This is a genomic window from Paenibacillus sp. FSL M7-0420 (assembly GCF_038002345.1).
Classification (GTDB): Bacteria; Bacillota; Bacilli; order Paenibacillales; family Paenibacillaceae; genus Paenibacillus_AQ.
This window is the reverse complement of sequence record NZ_JBBOCJ010000001.1, coordinates 2,253,245-2,274,151: the sequence shown is the minus strand read 5'-3', so window position 1 is coordinate 2,274,151 and position 20,907 is coordinate 2,253,245. Positions and strand designations below refer to the sequence as shown.

Genomic DNA, 20,907 nt, shown 5'->3' with positions numbered 1-20,907 from the left:
CAATAACCAGATACATAACATATTACAGAAAAGAGTGAACAAGAGATGCTGCGTCGTTTTTTCTCCTATTACCGTCCTTACAAGAAGCTGTTTATCCTTGATTTCACCTGTGCGGTGGGTGCCGGTCTGCTGGAGCTTGCTTTTCCGGTGGCTGTCAATAAATTCATTGATGATCTGCTGCCGGGTCAGGATTGGCCGCTGATTCTGATTGCCTGCGTTGCCCTGCTCGGGATTTATGCGCTCAATACAGCAATGAACTATGTCGTTACCTATTGGGGGCATATGCTGGGCATTAATATTGAAACCAATATGCGTAAAAAAATGTTCGATCATATCCAGAAGCTCAGCTTCCGGTTCTTCGACAACAACAAAACAGGTCACCTGCTCGGCAGAATAACCAATGACCTGAACGATATCGGGGAAGTCGCGCATCACGGGCCGGAGGATGTGTTCATTGCGGTCATGACGCTGGTCGGCGCATTTGTGCTGATGGCCGATATCAATCTCCAGCTGGCTGTGATTACGTTCATCATCGTGCCGATTATGGCCTGGGTCATTATCCATTTCGGACGCAGCATGACTGAAACCTATCACCGTCTATTCGGCAACGTAGGGAACTTCAATGCCCGGATTGAGGATAATGTCGGCGGCATCCGTGTGGTCCAGTCTTTTGCCAATGAAGAATTCGAGAAAGAGCTGTTCGCGGTGGACAACCAGAAGTTCCGCGAGACCAAGCTGATGGCGTACAAGCTGATGGCCAAAAGCTCCTCGGTCAGCTATATGATGACCCGTCTGATCACCATTGTCGTGATGGTCTGCGGGGCGTGGTTCTTCATTCAGGGAGAGCTGGAAATCGGGGAATTCGTCGCTTTCATTCTGCTGTCTAACGTCTTCTTCCGGCCGATTGAGAAGATCAATGCCGTTATCGAGAGCTACCCGAAGGGGATTGCCGGATTCAAGCGTTATCTGGAGGTCATCGACACTGAACCGGACATTGCCGACAAACCGGATGCCGTAGAGGCAGGCCCGCTTCGCGGAGATATCTCTTTCAGCCATGTCAGCTTCGGCTACGAAGCGGACCGGAAGGTGCTGGAGGATATTAGCCTGGAGGTTAACGCCGGTGAAACTATCGCCTTCGTGGGACCCTCCGGTGCAGGTAAAACAACCATCTGCAGCCTGCTCCCCCGGTTCTACGATGTGACCGGCGGCTCGATCTCCATCGACGGGATCGACATCCGTGAGTTGAAGCTCAGCTCGCTGCGCAAGCAGATCGGAATCGTGCAGCAGGATGTGTTCCTCTTCTCCGGCACGATCCGTGAGAATATTGCCTACGGCAAGCTTGATGCAGGACTGCCGGAAATTTGGCAGGCTGCCCGTCAGGCCCGCCTGGAGGAGCTGATTAACAGCCTGCCGGATGGCATGGACACTGTGATCGGCGAACGCGGCGTCAAGCTGTCCGGCGGACAGAAGCAGCGCCTGGCCATCGCCCGGATGTTCCTGAAGAATCCGCCGATTCTGATCCTGGATGAAGCGACCTCTGCGCTCGACACCGAGACAGAAGCAGCGATCCAGCAGTCACTGGCCGACCTGTCGGTGGGCCGCACCACGCTGGTCATTGCCCACCGCCTGACGACGATCAAGAACGCCGACCGGATCGTTGTTGTAAGCGAGGACGGCATCTCCGAGGAAGGCCGCCACGAGGAGCTGGTGAACGCCGGAGGCACTTACAGCCGCCTGTATCAGGCGCAGTATAATGCTTAGGGGCTTCTATTGATGCGGAGCGGACAAGACTATTGGACCCAGAAAAACCTTCCGGTATACGGCTTAAGCCGTATACCGGAAGGTTTCTTTATTTTGAATCAAAATGTGGTGCATAATTAATCCATTCCTCAGCACGATCTGCTATGGCCTGAACCTCGTTCATGAACCATCCTGCATGATAACCGTCACAGACCGCATGATGGACTTGCAACGACAGCGGCAGGTATATGGAATCGCCTTTAGTCATAAATTTCCCTGCGGTAATAATGGGCAGAAGGTAATTCCCATTATTGCTGATATTCAGGTTAAATCCGGTAAAGGACGTCCACGGAATCATAGATACAGAAAAGGTATGCTCAGGAATCGGCGTCTTGGGGAACAATCTCCCGGAATCCTTATAATTCTCAACATCAGACAGATAAGAATCATGGAACGCTCTGAAATCACCCGTGCCAGCCGTCCAAATTGCAGAGAAGGATTCCGAGACACTGTCAGCAATCGTATACAGCGGGTCTACCTTGTCCCAATACCCTAGTTCCCCCGCACTATTGTACCCCATTCTGAACGCTGTATTGGAGTTGACCACACGGGTCATTAAGAATAGAAGGGCAGGATACAGCTTATATTCTTGTTGCTTTATCTTCCGGTATAAACCGCTAATCTCAATTTCTGCCGTCATGCTGAAGGTCGTACCCTGGTTCAGATAATGATTAAAGATCTCTTGTCTTTTCCAGTTCTCCATATCAATCGGATTAAAAATCATTGGCTATGCCTCCTAAATGGTTGTGTAAACTGAATTTAGGAGGCTGACTTGTCTGCTTTCTTCATTAGAAGCCCATCCTTTAAAAAGAGTTCCTGTTATTGTAGTTTATTTCTTCGCGATATGGCACTTCAGCAGCTTGCCCTTCACGGTAGTCTCTTTCATCGCCTGCAGTACAAGCGAGCCCTTACCGTTCAGAATATCGACGTAGGTCACGTTATCCTGAATCGTGATGATCCCGATGTCCTCAGCCGAAATGCCCTCAAGCTTGGCAATGGTGCCGACGAAATCGACCGCTCGAAGCTTCTTTTTCTTCCCGCCGTTAAAGTACAGCTTCATGATGTCCTGGTTCATGACCTCGGTTTTGCCGGCTTTGCGGACCTGCTGCTTGCCCAGCTTCAGATCGAAGGCAGGTTTGGCATAGGCCACGGCATCGTCCGAAGGAGCCTTCATCTCCGGCAGGCTGAAGCCGATGTAGCTCTCGATTTCCCTGACCCATTTGTGTTCATTCGGCGTCACGAAGGTGATGGCTTTGCCGCTTTTGCCTGCGCGGGCGGTGCGGCCGGTGCGGTGGACGTAGCTCTCTTTTTCGAGCGGGATATCGTAGTTGATGACATGGGTAATGTTCTCGATATCAATCCCTCTGGCAGCAACATCGGTGGCAATCAGATAACGGAACTGGCCCCGCTTAAAAGCATTCATCACCTCAAACCGCTCGTCCTGCTCCATGCCGCCGTGAATCTTGTCCACCGGATATTCGAGGTCGGCCATCCCGCGGAAGAGGGCATTCACCTGCTCCTGGGTCCGGCAGAAAATAATGCAGCTATCCGGGTTCTCCACCGTCAGCAGGTCACTGAGCAGCCCGAACTTGGCAGCTTGTACGACTTCAATCAGGGCATGTTCAATCGACGCCGTAGTAATTCCGCTGGCTTCAATCTCGATATCCACCGGCTCCGTCATATACTTGCGGCACAGATTCTTAATGACCTCAGGCAGCGTCGCTGAGAACAGCATCGTTACACGTTCCTTAGGCAGCTGCTTAATGATCTTCTCGATCTGCTCGATGAAGCCCATGCTGAGCATTTCGTCCGCTTCGTCGATCACCAGATATTGTATCCGGCTGAGATTCAGCGTTCCGCGCTCAATATGGTCAAATACACGGCCCGGCGTGCCTACGACCACATGCGTCTTCTGGGTCAGCTCCAGCTTCTGCGGGGCAAAAGACTGCTTGCCGAACAGCGCTACCGCCTTGATCCGCTTGAAGCGCCCGATGTTCGTAATATCCTCTCTCACCTGCTGGGCCAGCTCCCGGGTGGGGGTCAGCACCAGCGCCTGGGGTTTGTTCTCCGCCCAATCGGCCAGCTCGCAGAGCGGGATGGCGAAGGCTGCGGTCTTACCGCTGCCGGTCTGCGACTTGACGATCAGATCCTGCGCCTTCAGCGCCACAGGAATCACCTTCCGCTGCACCTCGGTGGGGTCCACATACTTCAGAACCTCCAGCGCGCGGATAATCTCTTCATCCAGACCATAATCACTAAACTTCACTTGTTCTTCACTCATTATATACTCAACCTCTTCTATGCTGATTGTTCCGGTTCAGGCGGGGTCTCCCGCGTTCCATCCATCTTGCGCATTATTCCATTATAACACCTACTCTGCCCCCTGATTCCATTCCTTATCGAATTGCTCCAGAAAAATCAGCATAAACTGATGCCGCTCCTCCGCGAGCTGCTTGCCATACGGGGTGTTCATCAGGTCCTTCAGCTTCAGCAGCTTCTCATAAAAATGATTGACCGCCGTGCCCTTGGAATAGTCCCGGTATTCCTTCTGCAGCGATTCGTCACGCGGTGGAATCTCCGGATCATAGACCGGACGGCCCTTGGCTCCCGAAAAGACCATGGTCCGCGTAATGCCGATGGCCCCCAGCGCATCCAGACGGTCCGCATCCTGGACCACCTGCCCTTCCAGCGTTGACATGGGCTCCCCCCCGCCGCCGCTGAACGACATTGTCCCGATGATCTCCATAATATGCCTGCACGCAGCTTCATCCGGCAGATGTGCGGTGAGCCAAGTTTGTACTTTGAGCAGTCCCGCCTCCTTGGAGGGATTCAGCTTCTCGTCTGCTACATCATGCAGCAGGGCAGCGACCGTGCAGATGACCACACTCGCCCCTTCCATTCTTGCGATCAGCGCCGCAGTATTCCGCACCCGGTTAGTATGGAACCAGTCATGGCCGGTGGTATCCTGGCCGAGTTGCTCCTTCGCGAAGTTCTCTGCTGCTGTAATCAGCTCTGTATGAATCATTATGATTTCTCCTTTATGGAAAATAATGCAGGTCTTGCGCGGTTGCTCCTGATCCGCTATAATGTGCTGTAATCCAGCCGGAAGGGAATTGATTCATATGAACCGCTTGTCCATCATAACGAATCAACTTCATCATCACAAGCAGCGTTAGCACACTCCTGAATTCATTCAGGGAGGGCTAACGCATTTCGCGTTTGACCTCCCTGCGCCATAGATAAGCGCGCGGGACCATGGGGTCCGGCGCGTTTTTTATTTTCACCGAATTCACTTACAAAGGAGCGCTAATCATGCAGAATATTAAAGGAACTTATGATTATTTCGGCCGGGAGCAGGCCATCCGCCAGAAGGTGCGGACTACGCTTCAGGAGCTGTTTGAGCTGTACGGCTTCGAGCCAATGGATACGACCCTGCTGAATGAGCTGGAGCTGCTGACCTCCAAATACGCCGGGGGCGATGAGATTCTGCGCGAGATGTACCAGCTGGCCGATCAGGGCGGGCGCAGGCTGGGGCTGCGTTACGATCTGACGATCCCTTTTGCCAAGGTGATTGCCTTAAATCCGGGAATTGAATTCCCCTACCGGCGGTATGAGATCGGCAAGGTGTTCCGCGATGGTCCGGTCAAAAAAGGCCGCCTGCGCGAATTCCTGCAATGTGACGCCGATGTCGCCGGCATTGCCGGACCGCAGGCAGAAGCGGAGCTGATGCAGCTGGCAGCGGAAGCCTTCCGCCGACTGGATATTCCGGTGGTGCTGAAGTGGAACAACCGCCGCTTCCTGGGCGAGATTCTGGGGGCGGCCTTTGTTCCGCCGGAGGAACAGCTCTCGGTCATGCTGACCCTCGACAAGCTGGCTAAGATCGGCAGCGGCGGGGTGCTGGCCGAGCTGACGGACAAGCAGCTAACCGCTCAGACGGTTACACTGATCTCGGAGCTCCTGGAGCTGACGAACCCGGGATTCGAGGAACTGGTGGAGCGCTATAAGCTTGAAGGGCTGCCGGGGACGCTCGAAGTGCAGGCCTTGCAGCAGCTGATTGATGCGGTTGGACTTGCGGACATGTGCGTCTTCGATCCATTTCTGTCACGCGGGCTGTCGTTCTACACGGGGACAGTCTATGAAATCTTCGATGCTTCCGGCGGCTATCCCTCAAGTCTCGGCGGCGGAGGGCGATATGACGCGATCATCGGCAAGCTCGTGGGGCGCGACGATATAGAGTATCCAACCGTCGGCATATCCTTCGGGATGGAATCGATCATGGCCCTGCTGGGTGAGCGCCGGGAGCAGGCAGCGGCGGAGCGTTCCGGCGTGCTGATCATTCCCATTGGCGGGTATTTGCCTCAGGCTCTGGTTGCCGCAGCTAGCCTGCGGTCTGCAGGTATCCGGACCACGGTGGACACGGGCACGCGCAAGCTCAAAAAAACGCTGGCAACAGCCAGCGCCAAAGGCATCCGGTATGTCATTATGGTCGGTGAGAGCGAGGCGGCGGAGGGTAAGCTGCGGCTGAAGGATATGGAGCTGGGAAGCGAGCAGCTGGTTACAACGGAGGAGGCGGTTCGTTCGATTGCGTTGTGATTCTGGATGAGACAGCCCCGGGTTAACACACTGGCTCCAGGCCCGGCTTCTCACCGGACAGGCGAGTGTGGTCATGCATGCTCCCTCGCCAGTTTCGGATTACGGATGCCGATAGCTGATTGTTGTATTAATTGCAGGATTCCCGTCAGTCCGGCTCCCAGATAACGCGGATTGTTGCATTTATTGCAGGATTCCCCTCAAATTAGCTCCTGCTGAGCGCACATTGTTGTAAATTGTGCAGGATTTCTGTCAGCCAGGCCCCAGGTTTACACACATTGTTGCAATTTATGCACCATTTTCATTAACTCCACAATCGCGCGGATCAGCGCAATCGGCAGCTCCGCTGTGCAGTCGCAGGCCGGCAGGCTCTTAATCTCCTGCTCTACGTCCGTCAGCTGGCCACTTCCGGCCACCCATAGAAGCCGCCTGCACCATGCGGGTGCTGTCCCTGTATTCTTTGGGCGATAAACCGCTGCTGTTCTTGAACACGCGGTTGAAGTGCCGTACATTGCCGAAGCCGGTATCCTCCGCGATTCTGCTGATCTTGTCATCCGTGAAGGCCAGCTTTTTGCAGGCCTCTTCCAGGCGGATACGCGTAAGGAACCCAATAAAGGTGATGCCGGTCTTCTGCTTGAACAGATTGCTGAAATACGCCGGATTCAGATACACTTCATCCGCTACCTCCTTGAGGCTCAGCGGACGATCGTAATGCTGCGAAATGTAACGCTGGGCGGCAGCGACCGGATCGATATCCTTCGCGGCCCTGGACTCCGCAATGCAGCGGGTCAGGGTGAGCAGCAGCTCCCGGCAGCTCTCAGCCAGCTCCTGCCGCGAGGAGAGGCTGCAGACATCGAACAGCACCTTGCGGATATCCTTCGACCCCAGCCACGCTTCGGTCACCTCAAGCTCCTCGGACAATTCGTAGTAGTACAGCAGCAGCTTGCAGAGCTGCTGATGGATGCTCTCCGGTGATTCCGCCGTGCTGCACAGCTCTTCAATCATATGTTCGACAATCGGGCCGATCCCCGCCACTCTGCCGGCGGTAATCGACTTCTCCAGCAGCTCCCAGGACCATTTCAGCGGGCCGCCGGAATGCGGACGCTGCGTCATGCTGGCATACTCCAGCAGCTTGTCGCCGCCCTCAATCAACCGGTACAAGAGGGCAATTCCGGCCTCATTGTAGGCCTTCGGGATTCCCGGCAGGCCTTCGGCGGGATTGCTGACCCCAATCGTCACGGTCAGATTGGACAGCGAACGGATCTGCCTGCGGATCATATCCCCCAGGGTGCCCGGCGCGGACAGGGGGTGCTGCGGATCTGCTGTATTCAGCAGCGCCACCACCTCGGTATCCGACAGCACAAAGCTTAGTCCTGTAGCATGGCGGTCAATCATCTCCTGAACCACCTGCTGGATATACAGGAGGAACAGGGACGGGTCGCCCCGCAGATAACGCTCCTTCTCCACCGAATGCTTATCCAGCTTGATCACCATGCAGATGAAATAGCGGTGCCCGAAGGCAAAGCCCAGCTCGCGCAGCAGCTGGAGGTCGCTGCCTTGCGTCCGGCCCTTCAGCAGACTCTCAATCAGGTGGCCGGCCACATGCCGCTTCAGCACCGGCTGGACCTGCCACGGTTCCTCCTTGCGCGCAGGCAGCGCCTGGCGTTCAGCCAGCTCCCGGCCCAGCCGCTCCAGTACGCGGCCCAGCTCCTCGCGTTCGACCGGCTTCATCAGATAGTCCTTCGCCCCCTCCCGCATGGACTGCTGCACATAAGCGAATTCATCATAGCCGCTGACCACAACGGTCATCAGATCCTTGAAGCGCTCCCCGGCCACTTGTTGAAGCTGGATGCCGTCCATCCGCGGCATACGGATATCGGTGAGCAGCACCTCAGGGGTCAGCTCGGCCAGCTTGTCGAGGGCATCGTAGCCGTCGATGGCTTCACCAACTACCTCCCAGCCCCCACCCACGGCGGCGATCATCTTGCGCAGGCCTTTACGGAAGACCGATTCATCGTCAACAATCAGTATTCTAGGCAACCCCGTCACCCTCCCTTCCTCTGCCTTCCCGGCTCAGCACCGGCAGCTTAAGCACTGCCTTGAAGCCCTGATAGGGCATACTCTCCAGGGATAGGCCATAGGCCTCGCCATAATGCAGCACAATCCGGCGGTGGACATTCAGCAGCCCGTTGCCGGAGCGCCCGCCAAGCTCCTGCGTATCCTGCAGGTGCAGCCGGAGTGCCTCAAGCGCCTCTGCATTCATGCCGATCCCGTCATCTTCGACGGCGATTCTCAGCACCTGCCCGCGGCGTTCTGCACTCAGCGAGATCCGGCCGCGGCCAACGCCCTTATCCAGCGCATGGTTAATGGCATTCTCGACCAGCGGCTGAATCATCAGCGGAATGACCTCACAGCCCAGCAGAGACGGTTCAACCGCCATGCTGAACTGAATCCGTTCCTCGTAGCGCATCTGCTGGATTGTCATATAGCCGCCTACATGGTCCAGCTCATCCTGCAGCGTCACCTGCTCCTTGCGCCCGCTCAGACTGTAACGCAGCAGCTTGCTGAGATTGTTGGACATGGCGATGATCTCCGGGCTGCCCTCCAGCTCGGCATACATGCTGATAGACCCGAGAGTATTGTACAGAAAATGCGGATTGATCTTGCTCTGCAGCGCGGCAATCTGCGCATCCTTCTCCCGGATCTCCGTCTCATAGAGCAGGTAACCGAGTTCGCTGAGCTTGGCAAGCATGCCGTTGAACGAATGGCCGAGCATACCCACTTCATCCCTGCCGCTCACCGGAAAAGCCATGCTGAGGTCTCCGCGCTCCACACTGCGCATGAGCCGGCTCAGCTTGCGCAGCGGCTGCGTGATCCGGTAGGCGATGAACACATAGAGCAGCAGGGCCAGTCCTACGCAGATAATGCCCGTAAGAATAATATACGTACGCAGAATCTCGGTCTCCTTCATTAGACTGGCCACCGGAACAACGCCTACCGTCGTCCAGCCTGTAACCTCAGAGGTCACATGGGCGACCAGCAGCCCTTCCCCCTCCGACTTCACATGGCTGACCCCCTCACCGGTTCGCCCCGGAGCTACGGCAGACACCGTCTGCGGGTATCCATAATCCTTGCCGGTGACCCGGTTGCCGGATTCATCCGTAATATACAGCAGTTCCTTGGCATCCAGCTTAACTTTCGACAGAATCTCGCTGATGAACTTCGGGTCCACATCAATGACAATGTATCCAATCGTCACGCCGTCATCGAAGCTGCGCAGCTCCCGGACAATGGAGAAGGCCTCATAGACAGTACCGCTGCTTGCGCTTAAGTCATGCGTCGCCACATAGACCGGCTTCCCGTAATGCCCCTTGAACTTATTCAGCCAGCTCACATTCTCATCCAGCTTGTAGGTCGTGACATACTGGCTCTCCGGCATGACCACATAGGAAGCTCCGCCCGTACCATACAGGGAGACGCCCAGAATATCGACCCGGCCGTTCAGAAACACCTGGGTGACGAAGCTGTTGAGTCCGCTGATCTCATCCAGCGTAAGGGGTTCGCCCGGGGCACGCTTTGTTGCAAGATAATCGGTCACCTTGGGATACTGATAGGGCATCACCGTCAGCCGGTTCAGCTCATTCATATAGGTATCGATATTCAGCGTAAGCTGCTTCAGCGTCTGAAGCTGATAATCGCCCACCTTACGCTCCGTCGTTGCGGTGAAGCGGGCGAAGGCGAAATAGCCCATCAGTCCCAACGGAAGCACAATGAACACCACATTAATCAGAATGAGCTTGCGCGCAAGCGCCAGATTCCTGAACCAGCTGTGAACGGATCTCACCCGCTATTCCCCCTTTGCACCCGCAGCGTTATTTCTTTAGCTGAAGGTTAATGCTGTCCACCGCCCGCGCAAGCGCCTGCTGCGGAGTCTGTTCCTTGTAGATCATCTTCTCGAACTGGCGGATAATCTCTTCATTAATACTCCACTGCTTCACATTTCTCGGCCAATAGGCTACGGAGCTCGCGGCGGCGGCATAGTCGCTGCGGAATTTCAGCGCCGTATAAGCTTCGCTCTGGACGACCTTGAGAGAGCTTGGCACATGCCCGGCTTCCGCCCACATCACCCCATGCTCCACCGCCCAGCGGGCGAAGATCATCGCCGCTCTGCGTTTCTCCGCGCTCAGCCCGCTTTTTGCCGGAACAGCCAGCGTATGCGAATCCCCCCAGACCCCCGGATGATCGTAGATAACCGGAACCGGCACGACGCCCAGCTCCAGCTGCTCATCCTTCTCGAATGCACCGGTGCCCCACACCCCCGTAATCAGGGTAGCCGCCTCACCGTCATAGAACAGCTTGAAGGCATCGTTGATATGCGGCGGAATCAGCTTCTGCTGATACAGGCTGTTCACGAACTCCAGCGCCTGAAGAGAATGCTTATTGTTGAAGACCGCCTGCGTCCCCTCGGAATTGTAAAAGGCACCGCCGCCCTGCATCTGATTGTACAGGCTCCACCACAGCCACACCGAATCAATCCGTGTGCTGGGCAGGGCCAGCGGCGCAACTCCGGGCGGAGCGGCATCCTTCAGCTTCTGCAGGAAAGCGGTGAACCCCTGCTCCCCCCGCCCGATCAGCGGTTTGTCCGCGGCATCCAGCAATCCCGCCTCCCGCAGATACTTCTTGTTGTAATAGAGCACCAGGGTATGCGTATCCAGCGGGACGGCATAATGGGCACCGGCGTAGACGGTAGATCCGGCGATTCTGGCATTGAACTGCTCCCAGTCCAGCCCGGCATCTGCAGCAAGCCCGTCCAGAGATTCGATATAGCCGTTCTGCACGAACTGCGGCAGGTTGGTGGCATGGATAATCGCCAGATCCGGCGCATTGCCGGACAGAATGGCTGTACGCAGCCGGGAATAATAATCATCCAGCCGGGAGTTGATCTGATCCACCCGGATCTCCTGATGCTCGGCATTGAACTGCTCCACCAACTCCGTCATGAATATATTGTCCCCTCCGCTGAACGGCGTCCAGTACTCCAGCGTTACCGGCGGAGCGGCAGGCGGCACCGGCTCCTCCTTCTGCCCTGCGCCGCAGCCGCTCAGCACCAGAGCCAGAAGCAGCACCGGCAGCCATAATGAGAGCGCAACCAATTTATGACGCTCTGCGAATCGCCAGCCTTCCGAATCTCTCATCTGATCAAGCCCCCGTCTAACTTGCAAGCTATGAATCTAGCATTTCATTCACTCTTCTGCCATATATCCATATAATCTATACCGAAGCTGCCCTGACTGTCAAAAAGAATGATTTCATTCGCGCCGCTCTGCAATGTCAGCTCCAGTTCCAGAAAGGCGGCCTCGTTACGCCCCTGTGTCTTGAGGGGATATCCGGCCTTCCGGCCGCCGTTCACGGATACCTCCAGCTTCGCGTCCGGGGAAGCATTCATGACCGCCACTGTGGCGGTGTAGGTTCCGCCGCACGGCACACGAAGGTTGCCGAAGCGCAGCGACGCCCCGCGGGTACCCATGCTTACAGCGCCTCCGCCTGAGGCATACGGATGATCCTCCGCTGCCGCTTCCCCCATCAACGCTTGGGCTTCCGCCTCATAACGCGGAATTTCGATTGCGCTCAGCTTAGCAGAGGTTCCCGCAGCCAGCTCCAGCGATACCGTATTCTCCCCTGCTGCAAAGGGCAGTAGCAGATAGGTGTAGCCGGTCTGTCCTTCGGCGGATGGCGGAAGCTGAAGGGGCATCGGCTGCCCGCCATTCACCGACACCGCCGCCTCCACCGGTGCTTCACCCGGATTCACATAATGCACCAGCAGCGGGGTATCGCTGTCCACTGCGGACGGCAGAGAGGGGAATTCCAGCCGGTGCCCGTTCTGCACAGCGTGCTCCGCCAGGAATAAGCCCATTCCCGCAGGCACATGAAGCGCCGCGCTCAAAGGCTTCGGCTTGCCGAAGACCGGCAGGCCGTCCTTGTCCCAGCTAACGCGCTGTGCCCGCGCCTTGCGGTTGTTCCAGCCGTCCTCCGCCCCTGCCGTAGCATGATAGATGATCCACTGCTCGCTCCCGTCCGGCGATACGGTGAAGGAATTATGCCCCGGTCCGTATACTCCGGCGGCTTCATCCATGGTCAGCAGCGGCAGCTCCGCCTTGGTCCAGCTTGCCGCCTCCAGCGGGTCTGAGCCCGGCTTCAGGGCCAGCAGCCCCAGACTGTAATACGGCGTCCAACTGCCCGCCCCGGAATAGACGATGAAGACACGGCCGTCATGATAAAGTATGGACTGGCCCTCATTAATATACGGCGGGCCTCCAGCCTGCTCCCACGCAAGCAGCGGCTCACTGAGTAGTACTCTCGGCCCGCTGATCGTCAGCGGATCACTCATCGGGGCGATATAGGTGTTCTGCGCAGCGTTCATATCCCCTTCCCAGCCGGACCAGACGAAATACAGCGCGTCGTCCACCTCCATAGCCAGCCCGTCGATGGCCCACTTGTTGGTGCTGTCGGTTACCTGCCCCTTGAACGTATAGCCGCCCAGCGGATCACCGCTGTCGCCCTGGAGCACATACATCCGGTGATTCTCGTTATGTCCGTCGTCTGCGGCGAAATAGATGTACCACTGGCCCCGGATATATTGCAGCTCGGGAGCCCAGAGATTCGCCGAATATGCGGTCTCCGCCGGCGGGTACCAGACTACCTTCCGCTCTGCCTGCCGGAAGTCCAGCGTTCGTGACTTCATCACCATAATATCCGTTCCGTTATGGGTGAAGGTCATGTAATAATACCCATCCTTGTAGATGACACTCGGATCAGGCGTATCGATCTCGGCCAGCGTATTCTTGAACGTCCCGCCGTGGCCCTTGTAGACCTGTTGCCCTCCGTCCTGATTCTGCTGCAGCAACAGATAAGCACCTCCCGCCAGAATAAGTAACAGTACTGCCGCAAGGGAGTAGATTCGTTTACGTGATCTCTCACCTCCTACCCACGCCTTCCGGGGTCCCGCTGAACTCTTTTCCATCTGCATCCTCCCCTCACCTGCTATTTCACACCCGAGCTGGTAATCGCCTTCACGAACGACTTCTGGCCGATAATGAAGATAATCAGCACCGGGAGCGCGGCAATGGTGGTCATAGCCATTAATTTGCCGTAGCTCTGGGTATAGCTTCCGGTAGCCATTATCGCAATTCCTGCGGTGATCGTCCGCATCTCCGGCGAGGTAGTCGCATAGAGCGGCCACACAAAGTCATTATAGATCCCCATGAAGGTGAAAATGCCCAGCGTCATCATGATGGACACCGCCGACGGCAGCAGAATCCGGGCGTACAGGTTCCATTTGTTCACCCCGTCGATGCGGGCCGCCTCTTCAATCTCTTTGGGGAAGGAGACAAAGAACTGGTACAGCAGGAACACCCCGAACGCACCGGCGGTAGCGGGCAGAATCAGCGCCTGGTAGGTGTTGATCAGCCCCAGGGTATTGAACTCAATATACATCGGCAGGAACGTCAGCACGCCGGGAATCATCAGCGAGGCGATGAACATTGCCAGCAGCGTACGGCGCAGCGGCAGATCCGGCAGCCGGGCCAGGGCGAAGGCCGCCATGGAATCAATCAGCAGCACGATCGCCGTCCCCGTGATCCCAACCGACAGGGAGTTGATAATCCAGCGCAGAATCGGCGTATTCATCAGCTCGCCGCTCAGCCCCTGGATGAAATTATCAAGCGTAGGCTTCTGCGGCAGGAAGTTCATCCGCCCGGAGAGGGCTTCGAAGTCATTCTTGAAGGCCGTGGACAGCATCCACACCAGCGGCAGCAGCACGAACAGGGCGATCAGGATGGCCAGCAGCAGCAGGCCCGTTCTTTTGATTTTTCCCATTTAGACCTTCTCCTTCCGGTTCGTAAGACGGAACTGCACGATCGATATGATCATAATCAGCAGCGCCATCATGATCGCCATCGCCGAAGCGGAGCCGATATCCTTGCGCGCGAATGCCTGGTCCAGTACATTAATCAGCAGCACCCTGGTCGTATCTCCCGGCCCGCCGCGCGTCAGCAGGAACGGCTGGGCATACACATTGAAGGACGCGATGGTCGAGGTAATCAGCACGAACAGCATCACCGGCCGGATCGACGGCAGCGTAATGGACACGAACCGGTTCCAGGCCCCTGCTCCATCAATCGAAGCCGCCTCATAGTAATCCTCAGGCACCTCATTGAGCGCATTCACAAAAATAATCATATTGAAGCCGATCGTCCACCAGAGCGTCGTGAGGACCAGCGCAATCCAGACCCACGGTGTAGCAGTCAGCCATGGAATCCCGCTCAGCCCCAGCTTCTGCAGCAGACTGTTGATGAATCCGGCATTCGTATCGAACATCATCAGCCAGATGACAGCCATCACGGAAGCTGACATCGCGTAAGGCAGGAAATAGAAGGTACGGAACAGCCCGCGCAGCTTCTGCGGGAGCGCATTCACCAGCAGCGCCATCCCTAAGCCCGCAACGATCAGCAGAGGAACAGAATACAGGACGAAGTGGAGGGTGGTCCACAGGCCGCTGAAGAAGAGGCTGTTCTCATACGTTCCCGGCGTAAGAATTGTAATATAATTGCGCAGTCCAACAAAGGGATGTTCGGCTGACAGCAATTCAAAGTCCTGCAGACTGATCACCAAGCCGTACAGAATCGGAAAGAGCAGAAACAGGCCGAAGGCTGCAAGATAGGGCAGGATGAACAGGAATGAGGTTAACCGTGAAGTCCATGTGCTATTCAAAAGGATTCCTCCATTTCTTCGTACAGGGTAAAGCGGGGAGCGTATCACCGCCCCCCGCCCCGTTCTGCCGAAATGCTCCGCTTCACCTGAGGCTACTTCATCGCCTGACGGGATTTGGCTACCGCATCATCCATCGCCTGCTGTGGTGATTTTTTGCCGAGAATCGCATTGCTCAGCTCTCCCCATACCGGTTCAATGATGGTACCCCAGTTCAGGACATTCGGTGCAAATTGTACGGACGGGAAGCTCTTGGATACGGTGCTCTGGAATTCCATCGCCTGGAATTCCGCACTGTCCATCACCGTCTTGGAGGCTACCGCCTGGCCCGATTCCGCCCAGTCCAGGGAATTGCCGGAGACATATTTCAGGAAGTCGCCGATGCCGGCCAGCGCGCTGCTGTCGGTCACTGCCTTCGGAACCACGAAGCCGTGTGAGCCTCCGTATATCGCCTGCTTCGCCTTGCCGATCTGCGGCATAACGGCTACGCCGTAATTCAGCCCGGCTTCATCGAACTGGGATTTCATCCACGGCCCGTTGAACTGGATCGCGTTCTTGCCTTGCAGGAACAGGGTATTCTCACCGTCCTGCTGCACATTGGCCGGGGAGATGCCCTTGTCTACCATATCACGCAGCCACTGTACCATCTCTACCGCTTCAGGAGAATTATAGGCTACATCCTTGCCGTTCCAGAGCTCTCCGCCGTTCTGCCAGACGAGTGACGGGAAGATGAACTGCTGCGGCCAGAGGGTAGGCACGACATAGCCGTAGACCCCTTTGCCTTTGTCCGTCAGCTTCTGTACAGCGTCGTCGAACTCGGCACGGTTCGCTGGAGGTGCAGTGATGCCCGCCTGCTCGAACAGATCCTTGTTGTAATACATCACGACCGGGTGAATATCGAGCGGAATCGTGTACAGCTTGCTGTCGATGGTGGCGTACTTCACCGGGGCTTCGGCAAAATCAGCCGGATTAATGCCCGCTCCCGCTGCCAGCTCATCCACAGGCTGCAGCTGATCCTTGCTCTGGTAGGTCGGCACCTGATCGACATGCATAATCATCAGGTCCGGCCGCTCCTTCCCCGTGCTGAGCGCCACATCCAGCTGCTTGTAATACTCGCCGTTGGGCTGAATGACGAATTTCACTTTGTATTGATCCTGGGAGCTGTTGTATTTATCGACGATTTTCTTCATGAACGGTCCGTCCGAGCCGGAGAAGGGAGACCAGAACAGCAGCTCTGTCTTCTTGCCGTTGCCGCTGCCCCCGTCCGCGCCCTGTGTGGCCTCTCCGCCGTTCACGCCGTTATTCTTCGCATTGTTGCCGCCGCAAGCGGTTACAACCAATGCCAGCGACATGACCATCAGTAATAGTGATGCTCCCTTTTGCATGGATCGCTTCATCTGTATACTCCCCTTTAATCGGTGATTCAAAGCTGACTGCTCTTTGATGTCTTTATGTTACCGCCGCAGGGGAGGGCAATAAATGTCCTCAGGCTAGGTTCAGTGGACATATTTACAGATTGCACAGTTCATCTTGCACAATTCATCCTACTTGGGCAGGTTCAATTCTCTTGAACAAAAAACGGGAGCCTGCCAAGTACTCTTTAAGATAGGCTAAAGCATACGGCTGCTCTTCCCGCAAGCCGGGGAGTTCGTCCGGATTTGAGATGTGGTGGCTGTAGTTCCCGATCATGATTTTGACAAAGAAGCATTCCAGCTTCCGTTCATAATCCGGCTCCAGCACACGGACGCTGCTATAGCCTCGAATCAGGCTCCTGCGCTGCTCCGTGGAGAGCTCCAGCAGAGCAGCGGCCAGATCATGGAGGTAGAAGCCGTAGCCGCAGAGGCCGAAATCAATCGCCCGGGGCTGGCCCTCAGCAAACACCACATTCCCGCCGTGCAAATCACCGTGGATCAGGCCATAGCTGCCGGGGTCCGGCGTCATAGCATCGAGTTCACCAAGGATTCTTATAGCAGCCGCCTGATAGAGCGCCCATGAAGCTTGTGACACCATAGCCGTATGATACTTCTCCAGCTTGTCCCATTCCTTGCGGAAGCTGTCCGCTCCCCAAGCCGGACGGGTGAACTCTGCTGAGGGTACAAACTGTTCGCCCGCTTCATGCATCCCGGCCAGCATAACGCCTACAGCGTATAGCTGCTCATCCGGCAGACTAGACTCTGCATGCTCCCCTTCCACCCAGCGCATCAGGGTAACATAGTTAAGCTGCTCTCCACCGCCAGCTTCACCGCAAGTCTCCAGGATATAACTGCCGCTTGAATCGGGCAGCCCCACAGGGACAACCAGCTCCGCTGCCCCGCTGAGATGCCTGAGCCATTCCAGCTCCGACAGAATTTCTGCCCGGCTGCACCGTTCGCCATGAATCCGCAGCAGCAGCTTGCCCGCTGTTTCCGTCTCTATCTTGAAGGTGACGCTATCGGATTGTCCAATATATTCAATCTTCGTCCAATCTAATTCGTACGCCTTGAGCGCCCGCAGTACTATATCCCTTGCTGCTGTTTCTAGTTTCATCTTCCTGCCTCCCTCATATGGATGTCTGCATTCATTATAGGGTTGGCGGTGGCGGCGGACATAGATAATAGACAGGTATAACCTGACTTTTGCACAAAACAAAGAGGCTGCTCCAAGAGTCAAGACGCGACTTCTTGGAACAGCCTCTATTTAGGGTGGATTAGGTTGAGGATCAGCTTGAGTGCCAGGCGCGGGCGCTTGTGAATGAAGACTGGTGAGTGAACGCTTGTTTGCGGACGCTTCTGTAAGAACGCTGCGATTGTATTTCATACAATAGATTTCACTTTAACCGGCCCAGTAACTCATTCTGCTGTATTTCATACACTAGATTTCTGCAAATATGCTCCAAAAGGCCGCCAACGCAAAATTCTACTGTACAGAGTGCAGCAGATGCTATTTTTCGGGAGGTTTTGGAGGAATCTAGTGTACATAGTGCAATCGGAGCCAGCTCGAGCTGAATCTCACAAGCAGAAATGGCTACGTTACGCGCCTTTAGCCCTCTACCCTCTCTGCTTGCTTCCATATACAATCTTCTTGATGCTGTCGGCCGACAGGCAGAATTGCTCCGCCAGCTCGGTTACGCTCAATCCGCTGGCATAATGCTCACGAATGGACTCGTTTCGGGCGCTCAGATAGGATCTGCCGCCTGAATTCTCCCCCCACCGCTTGCGCTGTCCCTCGGGCTTCGGGATATAGAGCATCCCGCCCTGCATATATTTCTGAACCTCCTGCAGCAGCTGCTGCGGTAATACCAGATCTGCATTTACATATTTCATTGCTCGCTCCGCTCCTCTTAAGTTATTTCAACTTATCAAGGCAGCAGAGTCTATCGGACTGACGTTCACAGGTGAAGCATTACATTATTACAGCGGAGTATAGCTGTCCGCTCTGCACATTAACCGCTGTGTGTGGGTCCGTAGACTCTGCGCAGAGCTGAGCATTAATCTGCTCATGAAGTGTCCTCCTTCCAGTATTATACTTACATATAGCATACCGGAAACCCCGGCTTCAGCGCAAATATCAATACACAAAAAAAAGGACCCCGCCAGCGTCCGGCGGGGTCAAAAGTTATATTAAAGGGGGGTATGTGAGTACTATACCCCCTCAAGCTTAAAAACAGATGAAGCCCAGGTAAAGATCTGCTGAAACCCGCTCAGATTTTGAATTTCTCAACCAGCTGCTGCATTTCCTTAGCGCTCTGCGTATTCTCGTCAGCCATTGTGGCTTCATGGAAGGTCTTCTCCACAATGTCCGCCGTCTTCTCGGCGATATCCTGCACCCCGATGGCCCCCTCGTTCACGGTAGCTGCTACTTCATTGACGGCGATGGCGATGCTGGAGACGGTCTCGTTCAGATGATCGGCCGCTTCCTCGAACTGGTTCATCAGCCCGTTAATCGTGGAAGCATCCTCATTATACTGCTGGCTGACCTCGGTCAGGCGCTCATAATCGCCCAGCACATTGCGGTCGATGAAGCTCAGTACGGCCTCGGAATGCCGGGTCATCTGCTCCACGGAGGCATAGACATTTTTGACCACCTCTTGAATGCCTGACGCCGTCTCGGAGGACTTCTCCGCGAGCTTGCGGATCTCCCCGGCCACTACGGCGAAGCCCCGGCCCGCCTCGCCGGCCCGCGCGGCTTCAATCGCCGCATTCAGCGCCAGAAGGTTGGTCTGGCTTGTAATGGAGAGGATCGTATCGGCCAATATATTGATCTCGTGGATCGCTCCTGATTGCTCAATAGCCTGCTGCATCTCACTGCGGACCGAGCTGTAGATCTGCTTCGCATTCTCTGTGGATGTCACTGCATCATGCTGAAGCTCCAGGGCCCGCTGCGTAATCAGGCCTGATACATCCGCGCCTTCTTTTACCTTAGCACTGATCATTCTGACATTGCTCAGGGTCTCGTGAATAGCCGCCGTCATCTCCTCGGTAGAAGCCGCCGTCTCCTCCATCCCAGCGGACAGCTCCTCTGTCGTGGCTGAATTATCATGCGCATTCTCTCTAACCTCGTTCGACAGCTTCTCCAGCGTCTCGGCATTGTCCAGCACCTTGGAGGAGATCGCAATCAGACTGCCCGCCATCTCACGCAGCGCCGCGCGGGTACGGAACATAGCCTTGGCAATGGTTCCTGTCTCGTCTTTATTTTTAGTCAAATATTCATATTGATGATCATACTTGAGGTCCAGCTCTGCCGTGCGGTTCACCAGCTCCGTGAGCTTGATGATTGGCGAGGAGATCCGGGTTGCCACCGTAGTCCCGATCAGCAGTGTGAGCAGCAGGCTTCCCAGGCCCAGCAGCAGAATGAAGTTCGTCATTTCGCTCACCGGCTGCAGCACCTCGTCCACATCTCCGGTCAGCACCAGAGTCCACTTCGTCTCGGGGAGCACGGTGAAGGCCGCTTTTTTCTTGGCCCCGTTGAAAGTGTATTCGACATTCCCGTCCGGTACCGTCTGCCCCGCCTTCACCTGCTCGACCACGGCTTTGATGGATTCGTTCTCCACCAGTGAACCTATCTTCTTCTCGTCGGGGTGGTACAGCGTATTCCCCGTTTCATCCACCAGGTAGGCATAAGAGGAAGGTGCACCCGCCACCTTGGCATCGGCCAGATAGGTCACCAGACTGTCCGCCCGGACTGCCGAAGCGACGAACCCGATCATCTTCTCCCCGCTTGTCACCGGATGGACAAAAGCCACAATATATGCCCCTGTTGACTTGGACTTCAGCGTCTCGCTGATTACAGGCATCCCGGTCTTCAAAACATTCTTCGTATAATTTCTATCGCTGAAGTTGGCGCCGACCAGCTTGGTATCGCTATCCGCCACCGCCGTTCCCTTCAGATCAACCACGAACATATGCTCCAGGTTGCCTGCATCCTTCACCAGCCTCTGAAGCTTCACATTCACTTGATTCTGCAGGGGATTCCCGCCGCTCCATCCGTTATTACCAGCCTGCGTCAACAGCTGCACAATCTCGCTGTCCCCGGCAACCAGCTGTATACTCCGCTTCTCTTTATCAATCATGGCGGCAATGGTCTGCGCTTTATTGGTGCCCACCTGTTCCATGGAAGATTCGGTCAGATTCATGATGGTGCCTGTGGATTTGGTATACGTAAAAATCCCCATTAATGCTGTAGAAATAAGTGTGACGACAATCATCATAACCGATAGCTTCATACGAATCTTCATGATTTTCTACTTCCTTCCGCCCTTTTCTTATCCACTCG

At 55.7% G+C, this 20,907-nt stretch carries 15 protein-coding genes; 2 read left to right on the top strand and 13 right to left on the bottom strand.

The window, feature by feature from the left end:
• Window positions 1–45: 45 nt before the first annotated feature.
• Complete coding sequence (locus MKX51_RS09475) at window positions 46–1,761, top strand: ABC transporter ATP-binding protein (RefSeq protein WP_340942035.1); 1,716 nt, start codon at window positions 46–48, stop codon at window positions 1,759–1,761.
• Window positions 1,762–1,849: 88 nt separating this feature from the next.
• On the opposite strand, the gene catA is transcribed toward MKX51_RS09475, so the two are convergent.
• The 3 genes from catA to MKX51_RS09460 all read right to left on the bottom strand — a co-directional run bounded on the left by catA (window position 1,850) and on the right by MKX51_RS09460 (window position 4,825).
• Window positions 1,850–2,524, bottom strand: coding sequence for a type A chloramphenicol O-acetyltransferase (catA, locus tag MKX51_RS09470; RefSeq protein ID WP_340992174.1), 675 nt, complete (start codon window positions 2,522–2,524; stop codon window positions 1,850–1,852).
• A gap of 105 nt (window positions 2,525–2,629) precedes the next feature.
• Window positions 2,630–4,081 (bottom strand): DEAD/DEAH box helicase, encoded by a 1,452-nt coding sequence (locus tag MKX51_RS09465; protein WP_340992173.1) that lies wholly within the window; start codon window positions 4,079–4,081, stop codon window positions 2,630–2,632.
• 90 nt (window positions 4,082–4,171) lie between these two features.
• On the bottom strand, window positions 4,172–4,825 hold the full coding sequence (locus MKX51_RS09460) for an HD domain-containing protein (RefSeq protein ID WP_340992172.1): 654 nt from the start codon (window positions 4,823–4,825) through the stop codon (window positions 4,172–4,174).
• Window positions 4,826–5,112: 287 nt separating this feature from the next.
• On the opposite strand from MKX51_RS09460, the gene MKX51_RS09455 reads away from it, so the two are divergent.
• Window positions 5,113–6,393, top strand: coding sequence for a histidine--tRNA ligase (locus MKX51_RS09455; RefSeq protein WP_340992171.1), 1,281 nt, complete (start codon window positions 5,113–5,115; stop codon window positions 6,391–6,393).
• 369 nt (window positions 6,394–6,762) lie between these two features.
• Here MKX51_RS09455 and MKX51_RS09450 read toward each other — a convergent pair whose 3' ends face one another.
• The 10 genes from MKX51_RS09450 to MKX51_RS09405 all read right to left on the bottom strand — a co-directional run bounded on the left by MKX51_RS09450 (window position 6,763) and on the right by MKX51_RS09405 (window position 20,869).
• Window positions 6,763–8,430, bottom strand: coding sequence for a response regulator (locus MKX51_RS09450; RefSeq protein ID WP_340992170.1), 1,668 nt, complete (start codon window positions 8,428–8,430; stop codon window positions 6,763–6,765).
• Window positions 8,423–10,234, bottom strand: a complete 1,812-nt coding sequence (locus tag MKX51_RS09445) for a sensor histidine kinase (RefSeq protein ID WP_340992169.1) — start codon at window positions 10,232–10,234, stop codon at window positions 8,423–8,425. Before MKX51_RS09445 ends, MKX51_RS09450 begins: the two co-directional genes overlap by 8 nt.
• 28 nt (window positions 10,235–10,262) lie before the next feature.
• Entirely contained in the window at window positions 10,263–11,585 is a 1,323-nt protein-coding gene (locus MKX51_RS09440; protein ID WP_340992168.1) for an ABC transporter substrate-binding protein, read from the bottom strand.
• A 44-nt stretch (window positions 11,586–11,629) separates the two neighbouring features.
• A complete protein-coding gene (locus MKX51_RS09435) occupies window positions 11,630–13,411 on the bottom strand; it encodes a family 43 glycosylhydrolase (RefSeq protein ID WP_340992167.1) in 1,782 nt (593 codons plus the stop codon).
• 20 nt (window positions 13,412–13,431) lie between these two features.
• A complete protein-coding gene (locus MKX51_RS09430; protein ID WP_340992166.1) occupies window positions 13,432–14,265 on the bottom strand; it encodes a carbohydrate ABC transporter permease in 834 nt (277 codons plus the stop codon).
• Window positions 14,266–15,159, bottom strand: coding sequence for a carbohydrate ABC transporter permease (locus MKX51_RS09425; RefSeq protein WP_340992165.1), 894 nt, complete (start codon window positions 15,157–15,159; stop codon window positions 14,266–14,268).
• A 92-nt stretch (window positions 15,160–15,251) separates the two neighbouring features.
• Window positions 15,252–16,553: an extracellular solute-binding protein gene (locus MKX51_RS09420; RefSeq protein WP_340992164.1), complete on the bottom strand. Its 1,302-nt coding sequence runs from the start codon at window positions 16,551–16,553 to the stop codon at window positions 15,252–15,254.
• 142 nt (window positions 16,554–16,695) lie between these two features.
• Entirely contained in the window at window positions 16,696–17,682 is a 987-nt protein-coding gene (locus MKX51_RS09415; protein ID WP_340992163.1) for a phosphotransferase enzyme family protein, read from the bottom strand.
• Window positions 17,683–18,182: 500 nt separating this feature from the next.
• Window positions 18,183–18,458, bottom strand: a complete 276-nt coding sequence (locus tag MKX51_RS09410; RefSeq protein WP_340992162.1) for a CD3324 family protein — start codon at window positions 18,456–18,458, stop codon at window positions 18,183–18,185.
• Window positions 18,459–18,835: 377 nt separating this feature from the next.
• Window positions 18,836–20,869: a methyl-accepting chemotaxis protein gene (locus tag MKX51_RS09405; protein WP_340992161.1), complete on the bottom strand. Its 2,034-nt coding sequence runs from the start codon at window positions 20,867–20,869 to the stop codon at window positions 18,836–18,838.
• Window positions 20,870–20,907: the final 38 nt, after the last annotated feature.

Bases quoted from the DNA above. Each gene is read 5' to 3' on its own strand.
- MKX51_RS09475 (WP_340942035.1), top strand. From the start codon at position 46: ATGCTGCGTCGTTTTTTCTCCTATTACCGTCCTTACAAGAAGCTGTTT.
- catA (WP_340992174.1), bottom strand. From the start codon at position 2,524: ATGATTTTTAATCCGATTGATATGGAGAACTGGAAAAGACAAGAGATC.
- MKX51_RS09465 (WP_340992173.1), bottom strand. From the start codon at position 4,081: ATGAGTGAAGAACAAGTGAAGTTTAGTGATTATGGTCTGGATGAAGAG.
- MKX51_RS09460 (WP_340992172.1), bottom strand. From the start codon at position 4,825: ATGATTCATACAGAGCTGATTACAGCAGCAGAGAACTTCGCGAAGGAG.
- MKX51_RS09455 (WP_340992171.1), top strand. From the start codon at position 5,113: ATGCAGAATATTAAAGGAACTTATGATTATTTCGGCCGGGAGCAGGCC.
- MKX51_RS09440 (WP_340992168.1), bottom strand. From the start codon at position 11,585: ATGAGAGATTCGGAAGGCTGGCGATTCGCAGAGCGTCATAAATTGGTT.
- MKX51_RS09435 (WP_340992167.1), bottom strand. From the start codon at position 13,411: ATGGAAAAGAGTTCAGCGGGACCCCGGAAGGCGTGGGTAGGAGGTGAG.
- MKX51_RS09430 (WP_340992166.1), bottom strand. From the start codon at position 14,265: ATGGGAAAAATCAAAAGAACGGGCCTGCTGCTGCTGGCCATCCTGATC.
- MKX51_RS09420 (WP_340992164.1), bottom strand. From the start codon at position 16,553: ATGAAGCGATCCATGCAAAAGGGAGCATCACTATTACTGATGGTCATG.
- MKX51_RS09415 (WP_340992163.1), bottom strand. From the start codon at position 17,682: ATGAAACTAGAAACAGCAGCAAGGGATATAGTACTGCGGGCGCTCAAG.
- MKX51_RS09410 (WP_340992162.1), bottom strand. From the start codon at position 18,458: ATGAAATATGTAAATGCAGATCTGGTATTACCGCAGCAGCTGCTGCAG.
- MKX51_RS09405 (WP_340992161.1), bottom strand. From the start codon at position 20,869: ATGAAGATTCGTATGAAGCTATCGGTTATGATGATTGTCGTCACACTT.